The sequence below is a fragment of the Natronolimnobius baerhuensis genome (assembly GCF_002177135.1).
In the GTDB taxonomy this organism is placed as follows: domain Archaea; phylum Halobacteriota; class Halobacteria; order Halobacteriales; family Natrialbaceae; genus Natronolimnobius; species Natronolimnobius baerhuensis.
In genome coordinates this window covers 372749-391058 of record NZ_MWPH01000003.1, presented here as the reverse complement: position 1 = coordinate 391058, position 18310 = coordinate 372749, and the positions used below count along the sequence as shown (strand labels likewise).

General features: G+C 61.8%; 15 protein-coding genes. 10 read left to right on the top strand and 5 right to left on the bottom strand.

Annotated features, from left to right (window positions below):
* Positions 1–30 precede the first annotated feature (30 nt).
* The gene (locus B2G88_RS14455; protein ID WP_054864140.1) at positions 31–1209 is read right to left on the bottom strand and encodes an inorganic phosphate transporter; all 1179 of its coding nucleotides are present in this window, start codon (positions 1207–1209) and stop codon (positions 31–33) included.
* A gap of 165 nt (positions 1210–1374) precedes the next feature.
* On the opposite strand from B2G88_RS14455, the gene hisA reads away from it, so the two are divergent.
* From hisA to B2G88_RS14430, 6 genes are all read left to right on the top strand, one after another.
* Positions 1375–2130 (top strand): 1-(5-phosphoribosyl)-5-[(5-phosphoribosylamino)methylideneamino]imidazole-4-carboxamide isomerase, encoded by a 756-nt coding sequence (hisA, locus tag B2G88_RS14450; RefSeq protein ID WP_054864139.1) that lies wholly within the window; start codon positions 1375–1377, stop codon positions 2128–2130.
* Positions 2131–2202: 72 nt separating this feature from the next.
* Positions 2203–3438, top strand: a complete 1236-nt coding sequence (locus B2G88_RS14445; RefSeq protein WP_087715373.1) for an MFS transporter — start codon at positions 2203–2205, stop codon at positions 3436–3438.
* 188 nt (positions 3439–3626) lie between these two features.
* Complete coding sequence (locus tag B2G88_RS14440; RefSeq protein WP_087715159.1) at positions 3627–4106, top strand: plastocyanin/azurin family copper-binding protein; 480 nt, start codon at positions 3627–3629, stop codon at positions 4104–4106.
* A 138-nt stretch (positions 4107–4244) separates the two neighbouring features.
* Positions 4245–5357 (top strand): pyridoxal-phosphate-dependent aminotransferase family protein, encoded by a 1113-nt coding sequence (locus tag B2G88_RS14435; protein WP_087715157.1) that lies wholly within the window; start codon positions 4245–4247, stop codon positions 5355–5357.
* Between the two features lie 131 nt (positions 5358–5488).
* The gene (locus B2G88_RS20085; protein ID WP_281253876.1) at positions 5489–5617 is read left to right on the top strand and encodes a hypothetical protein; all 129 of its coding nucleotides are present in this window, start codon (positions 5489–5491) and stop codon (positions 5615–5617) included.
* A 147-nt stretch (positions 5618–5764) separates the two neighbouring features.
* Positions 5765–6424 carry a hypothetical protein gene (locus B2G88_RS14430; protein WP_140408880.1) on the top strand — a complete coding sequence of 220 codons (660 nt, stop codon included), beginning with the start codon at positions 5765–5767 and terminating at the stop codon, positions 6422–6424.
* Here B2G88_RS14430 and B2G88_RS14425 read toward each other — a convergent pair.
* Together B2G88_RS14425 and eif1A are read right to left on the bottom strand one after the other, a co-directional pair.
* Positions 6421–7800 (bottom strand): S8 family peptidase, encoded by a 1380-nt coding sequence (locus tag B2G88_RS14425; RefSeq protein ID WP_087715156.1) that lies wholly within the window; start codon positions 7798–7800, stop codon positions 6421–6423. The two genes, B2G88_RS14430 and B2G88_RS14425, sit on opposite strands and share 4 nt — an antisense overlap.
* A 716-nt stretch (positions 7801–8516) precedes the next feature.
* Positions 8517–8807, bottom strand: coding sequence for a translation initiation factor eIF-1A (gene eif1A, locus B2G88_RS14420; RefSeq protein WP_054864180.1), 291 nt, complete (start codon positions 8805–8807; stop codon positions 8517–8519).
* A gap of 309 nt (positions 8808–9116) precedes the next feature.
* On the opposite strand from eif1A, the gene B2G88_RS14415 reads away from it, so the two are divergent.
* On the top strand, positions 9117–9296 hold the full coding sequence (locus B2G88_RS14415; RefSeq protein ID WP_054864181.1) for a DUF7470 family protein: 180 nt from the start codon (positions 9117–9119) through the stop codon (positions 9294–9296).
* A 14-nt stretch (positions 9297–9310) separates the two neighbouring features.
* On the opposite strand, the gene B2G88_RS14410 is transcribed toward B2G88_RS14415, so the two are convergent.
* Both B2G88_RS14410 and B2G88_RS14405 read right to left on the bottom strand, forming a co-directional pair.
* Entirely contained in the window at positions 9311–11284 is a 1974-nt protein-coding gene (locus B2G88_RS14410) for a DUF460 domain-containing protein (protein WP_054864182.1), read from the bottom strand.
* A gap of 49 nt (positions 11285–11333) precedes the next feature.
* Entirely contained in the window at positions 11334–11618 is a 285-nt protein-coding gene (locus B2G88_RS14405; protein WP_054864183.1) for a PQQ-binding-like beta-propeller repeat protein, read from the bottom strand.
* A gap of 235 nt (positions 11619–11853) precedes the next feature.
* Between B2G88_RS14405 and B2G88_RS14400 the strand changes: the two genes are divergently transcribed.
* The 3 genes from B2G88_RS14400 to B2G88_RS14390 all read left to right on the top strand — a co-directional run bounded on the left by B2G88_RS14400 (position 11854) and on the right by B2G88_RS14390 (position 18284).
* The gene (locus tag B2G88_RS14400; RefSeq protein WP_176393253.1) at positions 11854–13650 is read left to right on the top strand and encodes a cellulase family glycosylhydrolase; all 1797 of its coding nucleotides are present in this window, start codon (positions 11854–11856) and stop codon (positions 13648–13650) included.
* Positions 13651–13880: 230 nt separating this feature from the next.
* Positions 13881–16241: a PKD domain-containing protein gene (locus B2G88_RS19820; protein ID WP_217895827.1), complete on the top strand. Its 2361-nt coding sequence runs from the start codon at positions 13881–13883 to the stop codon at positions 16239–16241.
* A 291-nt stretch (positions 16242–16532) separates the two neighbouring features.
* Positions 16533–18284, top strand: coding sequence for an endo-1,4-beta-xylanase (locus tag B2G88_RS14390; RefSeq protein ID WP_087715152.1), 1752 nt, complete (start codon positions 16533–16535; stop codon positions 18282–18284).
* The last annotated feature ends 26 nt before the right edge of the window (positions 18285–18310 follow it).

The window sequence follows — 18310 nt, the reverse complement described above, 5'->3', positions numbered from 1 at the left end:
GTACGACAACGCCCAGCCCCAAAGGTCTATTTAGGCGACACCGGGAACGACAGCGAAGAAGCCGTACGCGAGGAGTGTCGACATCGAGGGACCGATAACCCACATCGAGACGTATTTGATGATCGCGCGCGGGTTAAACAGTTCGTCACCGCGAAGCACGTCCTCGGATTCGGGTTCACCGATAGCGGGGGCGGCCTCGTCGACTTTCTCCTCGGAAACAATCGCACCGAGTTCGATGTCCGCTGTCTCGGGGTCGCGGGTAACCGCCTCACGGACAGTGATTGGACGTGTTGCCCGGCCCCAGCCGATGCCGACGATAGTCATCACGGTGGCCATCACGAGACTGATCGGAATGCCAGCCCACGAGAGCACGGTGGTGATCGTCGAGGCAGTCACCATGACGAACAGCGCCGCGAGCAGCGGAATATCACTGAGTTCGCCGCCGACCGAGTCCATCGTTCGGCGAGCGATTGTGAACCCGCCGAGACTGATCGCGAGTGTGGCAACGATAATCGCGGTCGTGTCCTCGAGACCGTCTGCGGTCCCCACAAGCGGGGCTGCAGCGTTCGGGACGTTGCTCGCACCTGCGCTGAACGCCATGTAACAGCCAATCACGAGGACAGCAATCGTCGTCGCGAGTTCGGTACTCGTCGTATTCGGGCCGAGGGTCGGCTTCGGCACCCTGTCGCCGCGCTCGAGTGCGAGCAACGGCCCGTCGGATTTTGTGATCGTCACCTGCTCGTTGACCCACGGGTAGACGTAGCGCCCGATCAACACGCCAACCCAGAGACCGATAATTGGGGTAACGATCCACCACGTGATGATACCGGCAATCATCTCGTAGTTCAGCGTGTCAGTCGCCAGTCCGAGACCGGCAATTGCCCCGACTGTCGTCATCGACGTCGGGACGGGAACACCGAAGATGTTGGCGATGAGCATCCCCAGACCGATGAAAAAGAGGATCGCAACGCCCGCTGCGAGCGTGAGTTCGACATCGATGATCCCCTCGCTAAGCGTATCCATCACGTTTCGGCCGACAGTCATCCCACCGAGGAAGACGAACACCGTCATCACTGCCGCAGCGGTCGTCTTCGACACAATTCCAGCCCCCACCGACGGCCCCCACGTAATCCCCGTCGAGGAGCCACCGATGTTGAACCCGACGAAAACCGAGGCCACAACACCAACCAACAGCACGGTTTCGACCATCGATCACACATACACCAATACCGATAAAATAAGTACTGGACACTGTCTGCGAGTGGGTCCGATGTTGCTCTCGAGCACGCTGTCGATGGCCATTGCTCGTTCGCACAACGCAACGCCGAGCGCGAAACCGTCGCCTTTACTCGAGTTGACCGCGCCCACACGCGTATGAACGATGCAAACGCGAACGGCAGCGACGAGTTCGAGGAGTTCGACGTGATTCCAGCAGTCGACATTCAGGACGGCGAGGTCGTCCAGTTGGTCCAGGGCGAACGCGGCACAGAGACGACCTACGGCGAGCCAGTCGAGGCCGCAACACGGTGGATCGACGCCGGTGCCGAGTCGCTTCACCTGGTCGACTTAGACGGCGCATTCGACGGCGAGCGCGCAAACGGCGCGGCAATCGACAGCGTGCTCGAGGCCGTCGATGTCCCAACCCAACTCGGCGGTGGTATCCGAACCGCTGACGACGCCGCAGACCTGCTCGAGCGCGGTCTCGACCGGGTAATCCTCGGCACAGCGGCAGTCGAAAACCCCGACATTGTCGCGGAGATTAGCGCGGACTACCCCGACAGCGTCGTCGTCAGTCTCGACGCCAAAGACGGCGAGGTCGTCGTCGAGGGCTGGACCGAGGGCGCGGGCATCTCGCCCGTCGAAGCCGCCGAGCGATACGAGGACCTCGGAGCCGCAGCGATTCTCTTTACAAATGTCGACGTCGAAGGCCAACTCGAGGGCGTCGCAACTGAGCCGGTCCGCGAACTCGTCGAAGCGACTGACATTCCAGTGATCGCAAGCGGCGGCGTCGCGACGCTCGAGGATGTCCAGGCGCTCGAGGCGACAGGCGCGGCTGCGGTCGTCGTCGGCAGCGCACTCTACGAAGGGAACTTCACGCTCGCGGAGGCACAGGCCGCTGTCTCGGAGTAAGGCGGTCGAGAGACGCCCCGCTACTTGGCCGAAGTCGGACGCTTGATAGGACTCCGACCCGTAGTGGCCGACGTGCACTCGAGAGACCGCGACCGGCTGGTCCTCGCAGCGGTCGTCTTCGCCGTGTTGTTCTCGCAGTTGTTGCTCTATCCCGGTATCGCGACGCTGGTCGAGACGCTCGGTGCCGACGCGACCGCCTCGCCGTTCGCCCAGACCGCACTCGATGCGAGCATGTGGTTTCTTGTCAGTGAGTTCGCCGCCTACGTCGCCTTCGTCGGCGTCTGGGGGATGCTCAGTGACGTGACGGGCCGTCGAACGCCATTTATTATCGTCAGCGCACTCGCCGGTGCGGCCAGCTATGCGGCGCTTGCACTCGTCCCGACTATCGGCTCGATCTCGTTCGAGGGCGTCCTCCTGTTGCGCGTTCTGCAGGGCGCGATGACTATCGGCGCGCTCTCGCTGACGATGACGATGCTGATGGACTTAGAGGGCGGCCACGGCCGCAACATGGGCGCGGCTGGCATCGCAATCGGACTCGGCGCTGCGATGGGCGCGCCAATTGGTGGCCAACTCACCGAGGTCAACCCGCTCGCACCGCTTGCCGTCGCCAGCGGCTTGCTCGTCGTCGGCGGCGTGCTGGTCTCGTTCGTCCCGGACCGCACGCCAACCCAGACCCGGACCGCACGCGCGCTGCTCGAGGGGATTAGCCGACGACCCACGCTCTCGATTCCGTACGCCTTCGGGTTCGTCGACCGGATGACGGCCGGCTTTTTCGCACTCGTCGGGACGCTATATTTTCAGGAAACGTTCAACATTGACGCCGGAACGACGGGACTCCTGCTGGCGTGCTTTTTCGCCCCCTTTGCTTTGCTGCAGTATCCGATGGGGACGCTCTCGGACCGAATCGGTCGCACGGCACCGATTGTCGTCGGATCGATCTGTTACGGGGTTGGTATTCTGCTCGTCGGCGCTGCACCCACCGTTTCGACCGCCGCCATCGCGATGATCACCATCGGCATCCTCGGCGCACTTGTCTCGCCGACGACGATGGCACTCGTGACCGACCTCGCCGACGAGAGCGAACGCGGCCTCGCGATGGCCGGGTTCAACCTTGCCGGCAACCTCGGCTTCCTCGGGGGCTTCCTCATCGGCGGTACCGTCGCCAGCAGCTACGGCTACGATCTGGCCTTCCTCACCGTCGGCGGCCTCGAGATTGCAATTGCACTCGTCACCATTCCAATCTTTCTGCGTCTCTCGCTCGAGCAAGACGGACTCGTTGGTCGGAAGAGCAGCGAATCTGGTGACTAACGGGAAAAGCGACGGCTATCGAACACGAACTGCGTGGTTCGCGCAATAACGAGTGCACAATGGCGTTTCCTACACAACAAAATATACAGATTCACAAAAACGGCGGGTAAAATTGTGGCATGTGAACGCATGTCTGGGAAGGAATGGAGGGTATTAATTTTTATGTGCTCAGCCCTAACTCACAGCTGATGACACGAGACAAATCGGTCTCCCGCCGAACTGCGATGAAGCTCACCGGCGCGGCTGCTGCAACGGCACTCGTTGCTGGCTGTAGCGACGATGACGACGGCAACGGAAACGGCAACGGAAACGGCGACGACAACGGCGACGAGGCCGAAGCACTCGAGCCAGGCACGGAAATCGAACTCGACGGCCAGACGGCCGGCTGGGAGGGTATTGCACCCGACGCCATCGCTGGCGAGACCAACCCAACGCTCGTCCTCGAGGAGGGCGAGAGCTACGAACTCGGCTGGTCCGAGGGCGACGGTCAGGACCACAACATCGAGATTCGAAACGACGACGGCGACGTTGTCGACGACCTCGAGACCGACGAAGTCAGCGACCCTGACGACGACCAGTGGCTCGAGTTTGAAGCCAGTACGGAGATGGTCGAATACGTCTGCGACCCACACGAAGGGTCGATGGCCGGCGACATCGACGTTCAGTAAGCCGACACCGTTCGTTTGTGCGGTTCTTTTTTGCTGTCCTGAGAGTGGGTAGTTTCGAGTGCGAGCAGTCTCGAGTCCGGCAGGGCATCAAAAGTACCATACTGGTTGGCACGTCAGTACACTGTATCAGGTGATTTCGTGACCAACAAACGCGAGTATACGGGCGACTATCCCGACAAGACGCTGTACATTCCGGGGCCAACCGAAGTGCGCGAGGACGTCATCGAGGCCATGTGCGAGCCGATGTTCGGCCATCGCATGGACCGTATGACCGACCTCTATACGACCATCGTCGAGGACACGAAGGAGTTCCTCGGCACGGACAACGACGTGATCGTCCTGACGGGTTCGGGCACCGAGTTCTGGGAGGCCTCGACGCTCAACCTCGTCGACGAGAACATCCTCGTTCCGACCTGTGGCAGCTTCAGCGAGCGCCACGCCAACGTCGCCGAACGACTCGGGAAAAACGTTGATCGCCTCGAGTACGACTGGGGCCAGGCGATCAAACCCGAAGACATCCGCGAAACCCTCGAGGAGAGCGACACACACTACGACGTCGTCGCAACCGTCATGAACGAGTCCTCGACCGGCGTTCGGAACCCAATCGAGGAAATCGGCGATGTCATCGCTGAGTATCCAGACACCTACTTCGTCGTCGACGCTGTCTCCGCGCTGGGCGGTGACTACGTCGATATCGACGAGCACAACATCGACGTCCTGTTCGCCTCGAGCCAGAAGGCATTCGCGATGCCCCCGGGACTCGCCATCTGTACGGTCAGCGAGGACGCCTACGACGCCGAACTCGAGTCCGATTCGGCCTCGTGGTACGGCGGCTTCCAGCGCACCATCGACTACTACGACCGGAAGGGCCAGACCCACTCGACGCCCGCCATCCCGATCATGCTCGCCTACCGCACGCAGATGAAACACATGCTCGAGGAGGGACACGATGCTCGCGACGAGCGCCACCGCGAGATGGCCGAATACACCCAGGAGTGGGCCCGCGAGCACTTCGACATGTTCCCCGAGGCAGGCTACGAGTCCCAGACCGTCTCCTGCATCGAGAACACGCAGGGAATCGACGTGGCCGACACCATCGAGACCGTCAGCGAGGAGTACGACTTCGTCTTCTCGAACGGCTACGGCTCCCAACTTGGCGAGACAACGTTCCGCATCGGCCACATGGGCGAACACGACCTCGAGTCGATCAAGGCCCTGACCGATGCAATCGAAGACGTGGCCGGACTGTAATCACTGGCGAGGACATCGCCGGATTGGAGTCTCTGTCGAGGACGTTCAACCGCGAACGAACGGACGTGAGTGAGTGGGCCGACGACTGATGTGGAGGGTGCAAAGCACCCGAAACGGAAAGAGGAGTGCTTTTGGTCCAGATTCTGCCGACGGACGCCGAAGGCGGCCCGCAGTGCAAAAGGTGGGCCTATATGGGCGAACACGACCTCGAGTCGATCAAAGCCCTGACCGGTGCAATCGAAGACATCGCGGGTCTGTAGGCAGCGTTCGCAGTCACGACTCAGCGGCGAGCGCTTCGCACCGCGACCGATTTGCAGGCAGGCGGTTTGCAGGCTGGAATTAATCGAAGTCGTCTCTGTTTAATTCAACGGCGGAACAATTATACAATCGGCGAATGAGCAAGCGCTATGCCCAAACGCACCCGCGTGAGCCGACTCAAAGCGAGACGAACTCGCGCACTCGGTGCGGCTATGGGTGTCATTGGAATCGCCTGCATGATGGCGTATCCGCTGTCCCCCGCTGACGTTATTCCGGGTAGCGACTCGCTCCCCTACGGAGGGATCAGAAGTGCCCACCCGTTCGTTGTGTATACCAGCGCAATCGCTGGCCCGATACTTCTCACGTGGGGTGCGTTCGCGATGCGACAGCAAACACGGAGACCGCTGACACCGCGTCGGTCGCTTCTCGCGCTGCTTCTCAGCGTCCTCGTGAGCGTGGCTGGAATTGCGCGATATACCTACGAATGGGTGCAGGAAACCCCGTTCGTAGCTGGCGACACCCAGCCGACGACTGTCGACCCGTCGGTGTCCGAAATTGTCCTGCGGGAGGTAACCGGGACGCAGTTCATCGCACTCACTGCTGTCTCGGCGATGATTGTTGGGTCAGTCGCAACCCGACGCGGCCGGCGCGACGCGTTCGTGAGTGCCCTCCTCCCGATTGGGTTCGCGTTGCTCTTACTGTCCCCCATCTCGAGAATTGAGACCGGCGTCACGACGTTTGTTGGAACAGCAGCCATGGCAATCGTGCCGTTCAGCATTGGCTACCTCGCCACCCCGACCACTGATTAGCCGAAGAGACCCCGAATCCACTCGAGAAGGCCCGTAACCGCGTCCGAAACCCACTCGAGCGCCGAGCCGATGCGCCCGCCGCCGCCGAGGCCGCCGTCCTGACCGCTGCCGCTCCGTGGGGTGCCGTCCGAGTCACCAGCCATATCCGCACCGAGCGCTGCGCGGGCGTCGACGAGGCCCGCGCCTTCCTCGCAGGTCTCGAGGACCGGTTCGGCGGTCACCGTCAGCACCTCGCGGACGGTCTCGTTCGGACCGGGACCGTTACCCTCGCCATTTTCCCAGACCAGCGCGGCAACGCCGGTGACGAACGGACAGGCCATGCTCGTCCCACTGGCTTCGGCGTACTCGTTGTCGACGACGCTCGAGACGATGTCAGTACCCGGAGCCAGCAGATCGATGGCCTCGCCGACGCTGCTGTAGGACGCCAGCGTGTCGTCCTCGTCCATCGCTGCGACCGCAAGCACCTTTTCGTGGGTCGCCGGATAGGACATGGTCTCCTCGCTGCAGGCACCGTCGCCGGCGTTCCCGGCGTTTCCGGCCGCGGTGAGCAGCAGATGGCCCGCGTCGTGTGCGGCCTCGACCGCGTCGTCGACCGCGCGGCTCTCCTCCTCGCCGCCGAGGCTCATCGAAATGAGTTCGATATCGTTCGACATGCACCAGTCGATGCCCGCGATCAACTCGCTGTAGCGGCCCCGGCCCTCGTCGTCGAGCACCTTTACCGCGTGGAGAGTCGCCTCCGGAGCGGTTCCGACCACGCCGAGATCGTTCTCGAGTGCGCCCGCGATACCGGCGACGTGGGTACCGTGGCCGTGTCGGTCCTCGTAGTCGCCAGCCAGTCCGTCGGCCGTGAAATTGCGCCCGCCAGCGACCGAGACGCTACAGTGATCGGTCTGAATCCCCGTATCGAGAATGCCGATATCAACGCCCGAGCCATCCGCCTCGACCTCGTCAGCCCCGATTCGCTCGAGGCCCCACGATGCCTGCTCGTCGGGGTGGGTCGAACAGTCCGACCGATCTGGCGGCAACAAAAACTCGAGCAGGTCGGGCGACCAGTCGTCGGGAATGCCCGTCTCCTCGTCGTCTTCGACGTGGGCAATGCCCGATGCACCGAGCAGGTCGTCCAGTCGGCTTTCGGGCACCTCCGCGGCGACGAACTCGAAGTGCTCGAACTCGAGGAGTTTCGTTCCCCCGAGTTGCTCGATCACGTCGATGAGCCCGCCGAGCAGTCCGTTGTCCGGATGGACCAGCACGCGTCGCGTGTCGTCCCCCGACGGCGCTGTCGACGCGGCTGCCGGCGTCGATGCCGTGTTCCCGAGCACGCCGACGGAAACGCCGGCTCCGACACCCTGCAGGAGCTGGCGTCGACTGAGAGTCATGCCGGCTGGAAAGTCAAGGAAAGGAATAAGCTTTCTGTACGACGGTGCTGGACGTGTCTGCGTCTCATGATCGACGAGTTGAGCCACCAATATCATGGCTGTGAGTGCGCTCCGAGAATCTCGAGAAGCGCACGAACCAACGGAAGCGCAAGCGCTTCCGAGCAGCGAGGGACCAAAGGTCCCTCGAGCAGTCGGCGCAAAGCGCCGAGAATCTCGCGAAACCTTCGGTTTCGCTCAACGGGGAAGGGCAGGCTGACGAAGGGAAACCATCGAAGGCAGAGCACAGCGCCGGAGTACCTCAGCTACCAAACTACCCACGACATAGTATCGGCGAGCGAGTGGTTTGAAAAACCCGAGCGAAGCGCGGTTCGGAGCCCGGAGGGCGAGAACCGCGACCAGCGAACGGTGAACGAAGTGAACCGTGAGCGAAGCTGTTCACCGCGAGCGCCGACGGCGCTCGCGGGCCGACGACTGATGTGAACGAGCGAGGACGCGACGCTTTGCGTCGCTCCACAGGGAGGAAACGGAAGGAGGAGTGCTTTTCATCGAAGCTAAGCGGGATCTTTGATCCCGCGAGGTCCAAAAGAGCGCTGCGCGCTCTTTTGAAGATTTTGCCGAGGGCGCGGCTTGCCGCGCCCGTGGTTCGAGAGAGCGAAGCTCTCTCGTCATCACGAAAGACGCTTTGCGTCTTTCGAACGACAGCGCAAAAGTTCGTTTTATTGGATATGGCCTTCCTCACGCAACTGATCGGCGTCACTCTTTTCGTACCGCCACGTAATATCGGCCTTCTCGTCCTGCCAGTCCCACGGGGAAACGAGGACAACATCGTCCTCGCGAATCCAGACGCGCTTTTGCATCTTGCCTGGAATACGCGCCGTGCGTTCCTGGCCGTCTGCGCAGCGTACCTGAACCCGATTCGCCCCGAGCATATCGGTGACGGTCGCGAAGACCTCGTCGTCCTCTGGCATCCGGAGGTTCTTTCGACCGCCGTCTCCGTCGTCACTCATACCCTGAAATTCGCGGTGGAGGTGTTTAACCCTTTATCGATTTTCTCGCGCCACCCAGCCGAAACCCCGACTCGAGCCGTGACCCTCGAGCCAGCGGCGAGTCATACTATAGTAACAACTGAAACGATTCACACACTGATCGCCGATCTGTCTGGCGATCAGGTGTGCACTGACTTTCAGTGGCTACTATACCAGACAAAAGTCAGTACAGATTTTCGACCAACCGTTCGGTCGAAAGTCTGTAACTCGTTTTGTCCGGCAGTATCACAAAACCACGTCGTTTATTTCGGTCGACTGGCCACTCAGCGTATGATCGATAAGATTGGCCCGCTTGGTTTCGTCGGGATTGTGGTGTTGCTCGCCGGTATCGGACTGATCGCGTATGCAGACTGGATTATCGCGGCTGGGATCGCGCTCGTCCTTGCCGGCCTCGGCCTAGTCGTCAAGTCACTCGTCTCGAGCGTGCTCCAGAGTTTCGGGATGTTTTGAGTGCTCGCCGGACGTTACACTTCGTTATCGCCGGCACGATGCTCGCTGATGAGTTGATCAACCATCTCGGCTTTCCGGTCGAGGCGACGGTCTCGAGCGCGTTCGTGCCAGTCGTCGATGACGGCTTCGACGTCGTCTTCGCGGGCGACGGCGAGTTCGTCGACTTCCTGCATGGCGACGTCGTCGGCGGGGCCGACCGGAATGTCCTCGTCGAAGAGGATTTCGTCGGCGATTTCTGAAAGGCCGCCTTTCTTCAGGACGATGCGCGGGCCGAAATCCGCTAGTAGTTCAGCGGTCGAGCGACCCGCACCGCTTGCGTCGCGCACGAAGACGACATCGCCGGGTGCGATCCCGTACTGGTCGTCCGCCTCGCGAATCGCACCCTTGGTGAACTTCTCGATCACTTTGACCGGGACGAGGCCTTCCTTTTTGGCCGACACATCGCTGAAGTTCGAGTGATCGAGCTTCCAGAGGGCTTTCATTCGGTCGACTTTCTGCTCTAACTGGTCGACTTCCTCGCGGGCCTCGTCGCGTTCGTACTCGAGGCGCTCCGCGCGGCGGCGGTGGCGAGTCACTTCCCGGTCGCGACGGACCTCCTTTCGCTGGTCGCTGCGGGCACTTTCGAGGTCGGACTCGAGGTCGTCGATCCGGTCGTCTTTTGCCTCGAGGCGACCCTCTAGAGTTTCGACGTGGGACTGGAGGCGCTCGACCTGGCGCTTGAGGTCCTTGATCTGGCGTTCCTCCGGGGAGAGTTCGCGGGGTTCGTGTTCGGTCGAGTTCTCCTCTGGTTGGTCGTCGTCCTCGAGGTCGGTGAGGACGGCCTCGACGCTCTCTTCGCCGGCGACGACGCGGGCGGTGACCTCGCCGCGGTCGAGTCCCGGCGGGAGCTTTCGCGCGATGCGCTCGAACTGATCCTCGTGGTCGTCGAAGGCGTACAGGGCGGCCGCCATCGAGTCACGCTGGTGGTCGTCATCGTATGGTTCTTCGCGCGTGCGGTGTTGTTTCTCGTCGACCGGAAGATCTGATTCTGGCGTCCACCCCGCGGCGTCGAAACTACGGCGGAATTTCTCGACCGTCTCGGGCATCGGCGTCACGTCTGCCGCGACGATGATCGGCCGGCCGCGCTCGACGATCCACTCGATGACGTCGGCGGTGTCGCTCATGCGTGAACTCCAGACATCGAGGACCTCACCCTCGAGTGAGGCGATGGCGACGGCGGTGGTCGTCCCGGGGTCGATGCCGACGATGACGTGATCGCGGCGTTTTGCGAGCGGGCGGAACTCGATGCCATCACGGCGTTCCCGTTCGATTTCGACGCGTACGTCGCCCGAGCGATTCCGCGAGACGGGAATCTCGCTGGGTTTCGCTTCGACGGTGAAGATGGCGTTCGCGAAGCCGCCGTAGGACTCGCGGACGTCTTTCTCGTAGGCGAGGTTTTCGTCCTCGAGTTCGGATTCGACCTCGCGGGCGCGTTTGCGAACCGAGCCGTGGATGCGCCGCGTGTAGCGGTCCTCGCTCCAGCCGCCGCTGCCGGTCGAGCGCCCGCGGGCGACTTTGACTTCCGTCGTGTCGGTAAACGCGGAGACTTCGTGGCCGACGTTGTGCGCGGCGAGGCGGGCGGCGGCCTCGGCCTCTTTCATCGGCTCCTTACCGTAGGAGATTCCGTGGCGTTTCGCGACTCGAGAGAGCGGTTCGGGCTGTTCGGCCCCCGTCACTTGGACGAGTTTCGTCCCGCTCGGCAGCGAACCCAGAAAGTGAATCAACTGGTCCTTGTCGGCGGCCAGCTCGTACATGTTGTCCGTCGCGATGATCGCCGGCTCCTCGTCGTCGATCAGTCGTCGGAGCTTGCGGTGGCTGACGACATCCCGCTCGAGTTCCTCGCCATCGTATCGGACCAGGGCGTAGGAGGGAGCATCGCCGCGTACGTCGCCACTCTGGATATCGACGCCGTAGACGACTGCATCGAGCGCACTCGTTCGCGTACTCACGGACGGCCCTAGGGGCGAACAAGGTATAAATGCGACGCGGGTTCGGGGGTCAGGCGACCGCGTAGCAGCGGCCACCTGTCGTGGCGACGAACAGCGCGCCGTCGATGATGGCGATGGTTCCGTTTCCGCAGTCGACCTCGAGATTCCACAGTCGGTCTGACCGCGGTTCGATACACGCGAGGTGGCCCCGATAGGTTGCGTAAACGCGTCGCTCGTCCGCGACGGGAAACACCGGTCTGCCGATGGCCGAATCGCCAATCGGTGCGCCCCAGTTCAGTGTGCCGTCTTGGCGGTCGTAGAGGAATACTGTTCCGTGCCACCACAACGCGAGCACTCGAGGGTATTACAGCCAGTAGTAAAAATATAATATTTATTCTCCTAGAAGTAAATTTCATATTGTATGGGTTGTAAGTATGTCGAGAGGGTCGTTGACGGCCCTTCGTGTGCCGCGACTCAGTGTCGCGGCGGGATGCGTTCGACTGACCATGACCAAGAACACAAATCCATCTGACCGAGCAGAACAGGCAACTGGCGGACGTCGAGGGGTCTCGACGTCGCGACGGTCCATTATGAAAGCAACCGGTGCAAGCGTCCTCGCAGTCGGCGGCCTTGGGGCGGTCGCCGGCAGCGCGGCGGGGCAGGCCGCAGATCTGCCGCCGCTTGCGCGTGACGGAAACAAGATCGTCGACCCGAGCGGGAACGAGGTCATTCTCCGCGGAGTCAACATCGCCGATCCCGGCGAGCAGAGCCGTGAGTGGCGCGGACAGACTGCACCCGAAACGTTTGAACTGGCGACTGACGAGAGCGAAGGCTGGTACACGAATATCGTCCGTATCCCGGTCCAAGCCGAGTTCATTGCCGCTGGAACGAGCGCGCCAGAACCTGGACAGATGCCCCACGGCGACGACTGGGGCCCACTGCTGCCTGGCTCGTTCGACGCGAGCGACGTCGAGTGGTACTGTGAAACGTATCTCGACGAACTCGTCGACATGGGTGCCGAACGCGGCGCCTACGTGATGATCGACTATCACCGCCACTATCCCGTTTTCCATCAGGAAGACCACGCGGGCCACGACATTCCATACGATACGTGGCAGTGTGACTCCGACGGCGGCGAAAGCTGGCGAAATCCCGAAGTCTGTGGCGAACGCGGCCCGCTCTGGCACGGTGAGGACCAGATTGACGACATCTGGTCACTGATCGACGACCAGAACATCGTCGAAGCGTTCGACCTCGACGAGGACGATATCTACCTCGAGCCACCGGAAGTGTCGAACGCGCTCGATGAGGAACTGCACACGTTCTGGGAGGTTATCGCGGATCGCTACGCGGGAGACGACCACGTCATCTTCGACGTCTACAACGAGCCAACCGGCCCGTACGGCGGCGACTGGGGCGGCCCAGAGCGCCAGGCCGGCGAACTCTCGTTCCCAGAGCAAGCACCGGGCGAGGCCGAAGGCGACTACGACGTTCGACTCGACGAAATGAAAGGCTGGTACGACCTCTGGCGCGACCGTGCGCAGCCGTGGGTCGATACGGTCGAGGAGAACGCACCCGGCCACCTCATCACGATTGGCAGCCCACGCTGGAGTCAGTACGCCTACTGGGCACCGTACAACGAGTTCGACGCGACGAATATGTGTTACACGGCCCACGTCTACACGCAACAGGACATGCGGCCACTGGGTGACTACATCGGTGAGCCATCCGAGCACGTGCCGATCTTCTTCAGCGAATTCGGCTGGATCGAAGGCGGCGGCAAGGAAGTCGACACGCCGTGGATGGATTGTACGACCGATCCAGACCAGGATCCAGAAGATGCGGACTGTGAGCCGTTTATCGAGGGCTACGAGGAGTTCCTCACGGAGTACGACGTGCATCCACAGGCCTGGTGTTTCGACCACAGTTGGGAGCCACACATGTTTGAACACGGCGACCCCGGCCCGGGCGGCGCATCCGGCGCACCCGACGCCGACGACTGGATGGATTACCTGAACGACGACACGCCCGGTGTCTGGTGGCACGAATGGAACCAGCAGATGGCTGGCGACCGAGACGAGTTCGCACCCGGAGACGAGCCGTATCCGGACGCCGACAACGGCAAGAACCCGCTGCACGTCGGACCTGGCCCAATCGGCGAGACCGGTGATGGCATCCAAGTCGGCGACTACAACGCACAAGACACCACCGACGACGGTCTGCACAACGACTTCACCGGCGACGGACAGACCAGCCACGACGACGTGACCGCCTTCTTCGAAAACCTCGAGGATGAAAACGTGCAGGGCAACCCTGACGCGTTCGACTTCGCTGGAGACGGTGAGGTCAGCTTTGCGGATGTCGTCAATATGCTCAACCGCATCTAATCCGGAACAGCGATCCCATTCCACCGCTGGTCCGTCCGCACCAGCAACAGCGGGAGGGCACAACACCGACAGAAAATAGAGTTAATATTAATTTATTCAGTCAATAAAAAATCTTATTATCTGTCGGAATAGAGCTGTAATATGTGTCCCTTCCATCGCTGGCGGGCACGAACGGTAGCGACGACACACCAGCATGGAATCGGAGACAGCACAGAAAGGAGACACCCACGATGAACGACGATACAACACACCACAACACAGACGAAGCGGCCGAAAACGACCGTACACCGACCTCACGCCGGACCTTCATCAAAGCCGCCGGCGCGAGCGCAGGTGCGCTTACACTCGGTGCCACAGCGGCATCCGCACAGGACGTCCCAACCATCGTCACCGAACTCGCTGACGACCAACTCGATCCCGGCGAAACGACAACCGCAACGGTTTCACTCGAGGACGTTCCAGTCGGCTCAGCCGGCGTCAACGTCACGCTCGAGGTCGACCCCGACGTTGCACTGATCACCGAAATCGACATCAATAACTCGCTGCTCGAACTCGAACTCAACGACGAAATCGAGGAGGCAGGCGGCGGGGTCGACTCGATTTTGCTCCCGCGGATCGCCGATATCGAAGAGTCTAGCGTCGAAGTCGGAACCTATCACCTCGAAGCACAGGGTGACGGCGAAACGACGCTCGAGCTTCAAGACTTCGCACTCACAGACCCGGACAGCAACGTCGTCAGAGAAGCCAACTACGACGCCCCAACGCTGACCGTTGGCGAGCCCGACGACGGCCCATCGCCACCGAGTACGCCGACGAGCCTCGAGGTCGTCTCGACGAGCGAGAGTTCCATCGAAGTCGACTGGAGCGCCGACTCGAACGCAGCCAGCTACAACGTCTACGTCGATGGCAGTCTCGAGGACGAAACGACCACCTCGAGTGCAACGGTCACGGGTCTCGACGCCGACACCAGCTACGAAATCGGTGTCAGCGCTGTCGGTGACGACGGCGACGAGACGAGTACCGCGACGGTGACGGCAACGACCGACGCCGAAGACGACGAGCCGCCGGAAACGACGACGGTCACGGTCGATCTTGCAGACAGTGAGATCGAGCCTGGCGACACGACGACCGTCGACCTCGGCCTCTCGGAGGCACCGAACGGCCTGCTCGGCTTTACCGTCGATCTCACCATCGACGACAGCGTCGTCTCGATTGCCGACGCAGATATCAGCGAGCCGTTCCCAGACACCTCCAGCCCGATCAGCTATGTCGATATCGACGGCGATACCGTCCGCCTGAGCGCCATCGAACCCCTCGACCCCGGCACGACCAACATCGACTTCGGTCACGTCGAACTCGAGGGCGTGGCTGGCGGCGACACCGACATCGACGTCGAAGTTGTCCGTCTCGAGGACCTCGATGACGACGATATCCCGGCAGAAACCCAGTCCGAATCGCTGACCGTCACTGGTGAGGAGCCGCCGGAAACGCCGACTGTTACGGTCGACCCAGCCGACGACGAGATCGACACTGGCGAGACGACGACCGTCGACCTCGGCCTCACGGAGGCACCCGACGGCCTGCTCGGCTTTACCGTCGATCTCACCATCGACGACAGCATCGTCGAGATCACCGATGCCGACATCAGCGAGCCGTTCCCTGATACGTCCCAGCCAATCAGCTACGTCGACATTGAGGGCGACACTGTCCGCCTCAGCGCCATCGAGCCGCTCGACCCCGGCACGACCGATATCGACTTCGGTCACGTCGAACTCGAGGGGCAGGCCAACGGCGACACCGACATCGACGTCGAAATCGTCCGCATGGAGGATCTCGACGACGACGATATCCCGGCAGAAACCGAATCCGCAACCCTCTCCGTCGTGGGTGAACCGGTTGAGGAACCGCCGGTCGTCCCCGAAGCCCTCGAGGTCGTCTCGACGACTGAGAGCTCCATCGAGGTCTCTTGGAGCGCCGACGCCAACGCGGCCAGCTTCAACGTCTACCTCGACGGCAGCCTCGACAGCGATACCACGATGACCAGCGCGACGATCACGGGTCTCGACGACGACACGACCTACGAAATCGGCGTCAGCGCTGTTGGCGACGACGGCGACGAGACCGACACCGCGACGGTGACGGCGACGACCGACGAAGAAGACGAACCAGCACCAGGCGACTACCCAACCTGGGAGTCGGACGTCCTCTACCAGCAAGGCGAGCGCGTCTCCTGGGATGGCGAGAACTGGGAAGCCAAGTGGACGAACCAGGGTCAGGAACCCGAATACGATGTCAACGGTACCTGGGAACCACTCGAGGGAGAGATTCCGCTCGAGGATGATCTGGCCGAACTGCAGCCCTCGAGTACGTCCGCCTCGGCCGGCGAGCGCCTCGAGTTCAGCGTCAGCGATACCTCCCCGAACGACGCCTGGATTACGTCCCTCGAGTGGGACTTCGGCGACGGCACGACCGCCAGTGGCTGGTGGAACGACCACACCTACGACTCGAGTGGCACGTACACGGTGACACTCACCGCGACGGACCAACTCGACCGTCAGTCGACTGACGAAGTCGAAATCACCGTCTCCTGATCGGAGACGCACCGATAGCAGGGAAACTGGCATCACCCTGTTGGGATCACGACGCGCCACGGTACACAGCCACCGGACAGAACCCAACCGACCTACCTGTCAGTCGACGAGGTCGGCTGAACTGTCTGCCTACTATTCTATTTTTATCTAGATAATATTTATACTAATTACTGTGAAATATAGTCAGACAGCCGAGTGAGCCAATCACGAGTGCACCTGAAGTGGTGACCAGACACCGGGTACACCCGGCGTGATCGATCACTCGAGCGACCAGCAACGGAGACCACGACAATGACACGGAATACCGAGACAACGCCAGGGGAGCACGACGAGCGAACAGCATCGGATGACCAACGGGCAGCGGGGACAGAGTCGCAAGCGAGCAACGAGCAAGAGTCGACGACAGCGCTCGAGCGGCGAGACTACCTTCGCGGAATCGGAGCCGCGGGGCTGGCCGGCGGACTTGGCGGACTCGGCCTCGGTGCTGGTGCGACCGGGAGTGCGCTCGCACAGGAGTCGTGGGAGGCCGCGGCCGACGAGCGAATCGAGCAGTACCGAATGGGCGACCTCGAGGTCGTCGTCGAGACCGACGACGGCGCGGCGGTGACGGATGCAACGGTCGAAATCGAACAACAGGGACACGACTTTGGCTTTGGGTGTATGGCCCACGCCGAGTTCCTCACGCGGGGCAGCGAGTGGGGCGAGGATATCTACACCGACGAAGATCAGGAGCGCTACGCCGAAACCCTCGAGGAGCACTTCAACATGATCGTCCTCGAGAACGTCCACAAGTGGAACCTGTGGGAAGACAACACCGAGATCGCCGACGAGGCGGTCGAGTGGGCTCGCGAGCGGGATATGGACGTGCGCGGTCACGTCGCACTGTGGGGGAACATCGACGCGCACGCGATTCCGCCGCGGGTCGTCGAAGCGATGGGTGAAGACTGGGAAGAAGCTGGTGAGCCGGATCACGACCCCGACTACGTCGTCGAGGAGTCGATGGATCACATCGAGACGATCATCGAACACTACGGCGACGACATTACGGAGTGGGAGATCGTCAATGAGGTCTTCCACGAGCCAGCGATGATCGAAGCCATCGAAGGGCAGGGAACCACTCCGGAGACCGCAGAAATCCTGGGCGACTGGTACGAGTTCGGTGAAGAGGTCGCCGACCGGTACGACATCGACATTGCGGTCAACGACTACAACACGCTCAACGGCAACCACGGCTACGCCCGCGACCAGTACCACGACCAGATCGATTATCTGATGAACGAGCGCGGGATCGATCTGGACGGCATCGGGATGCAGTCCCACCACTACGCCGACGAGCGGATCAGCTACGACGAGATGATGACCCGGCTCGATGAGTACGCCCAGTACGGTGCCGGCCTCAAGGTCACCGAGTTCGATATGTTCGGCGACGGCTGGGACCGACAGATGCAGGCCGACTACCTCCACCGGTTCCTCAAGACGTTCTTCAGCCATCCCGAAGCCGAGGACTTCCTCATGTGGGGCCACTGGGATCCAGTCCACTGGGGCCCGGAAATGGGCGACGATCCGGACGCGCCGCTGTACGAAGAGGACTGGACCGAAAAGCCGGCTTACGACGAGTACGTCGATCTGGTCTTCGACGAGTGGTGGACCGACGAGTCCGGCACGACCGATTCCAGCGGCGAGTTCGAGACAGCTGTGTTCCACGGGGACCACGAGGTTACTGTCACTGTCAACGGCGAGTCGGCGACCCAGCAGGTCTCCGTGACCGACGCCGACGGGCCCGTGCAGTTGGAACTCACAGTCGATGGCGACGGAAACGGCGACGACGACCCAGTCGTCGGCGACTACACACCCGAGGATACGACCGGCGATGGCCTCCGGAACGACTTCACCGGTGACGGCCAGACGACCCACGACGACGTCACCGCCTTCTTCGAGAACCTTGAGGACGATGCGATCCAGCAGAATTGGGCGGACTTCGATTTCGCTGGTACCGACGAGGTCGGCTTTGCGGACGTCGTCGAACTGCTTTACGACGTGTAGAACGAGTATAGCGGCGCTCAGAGGGG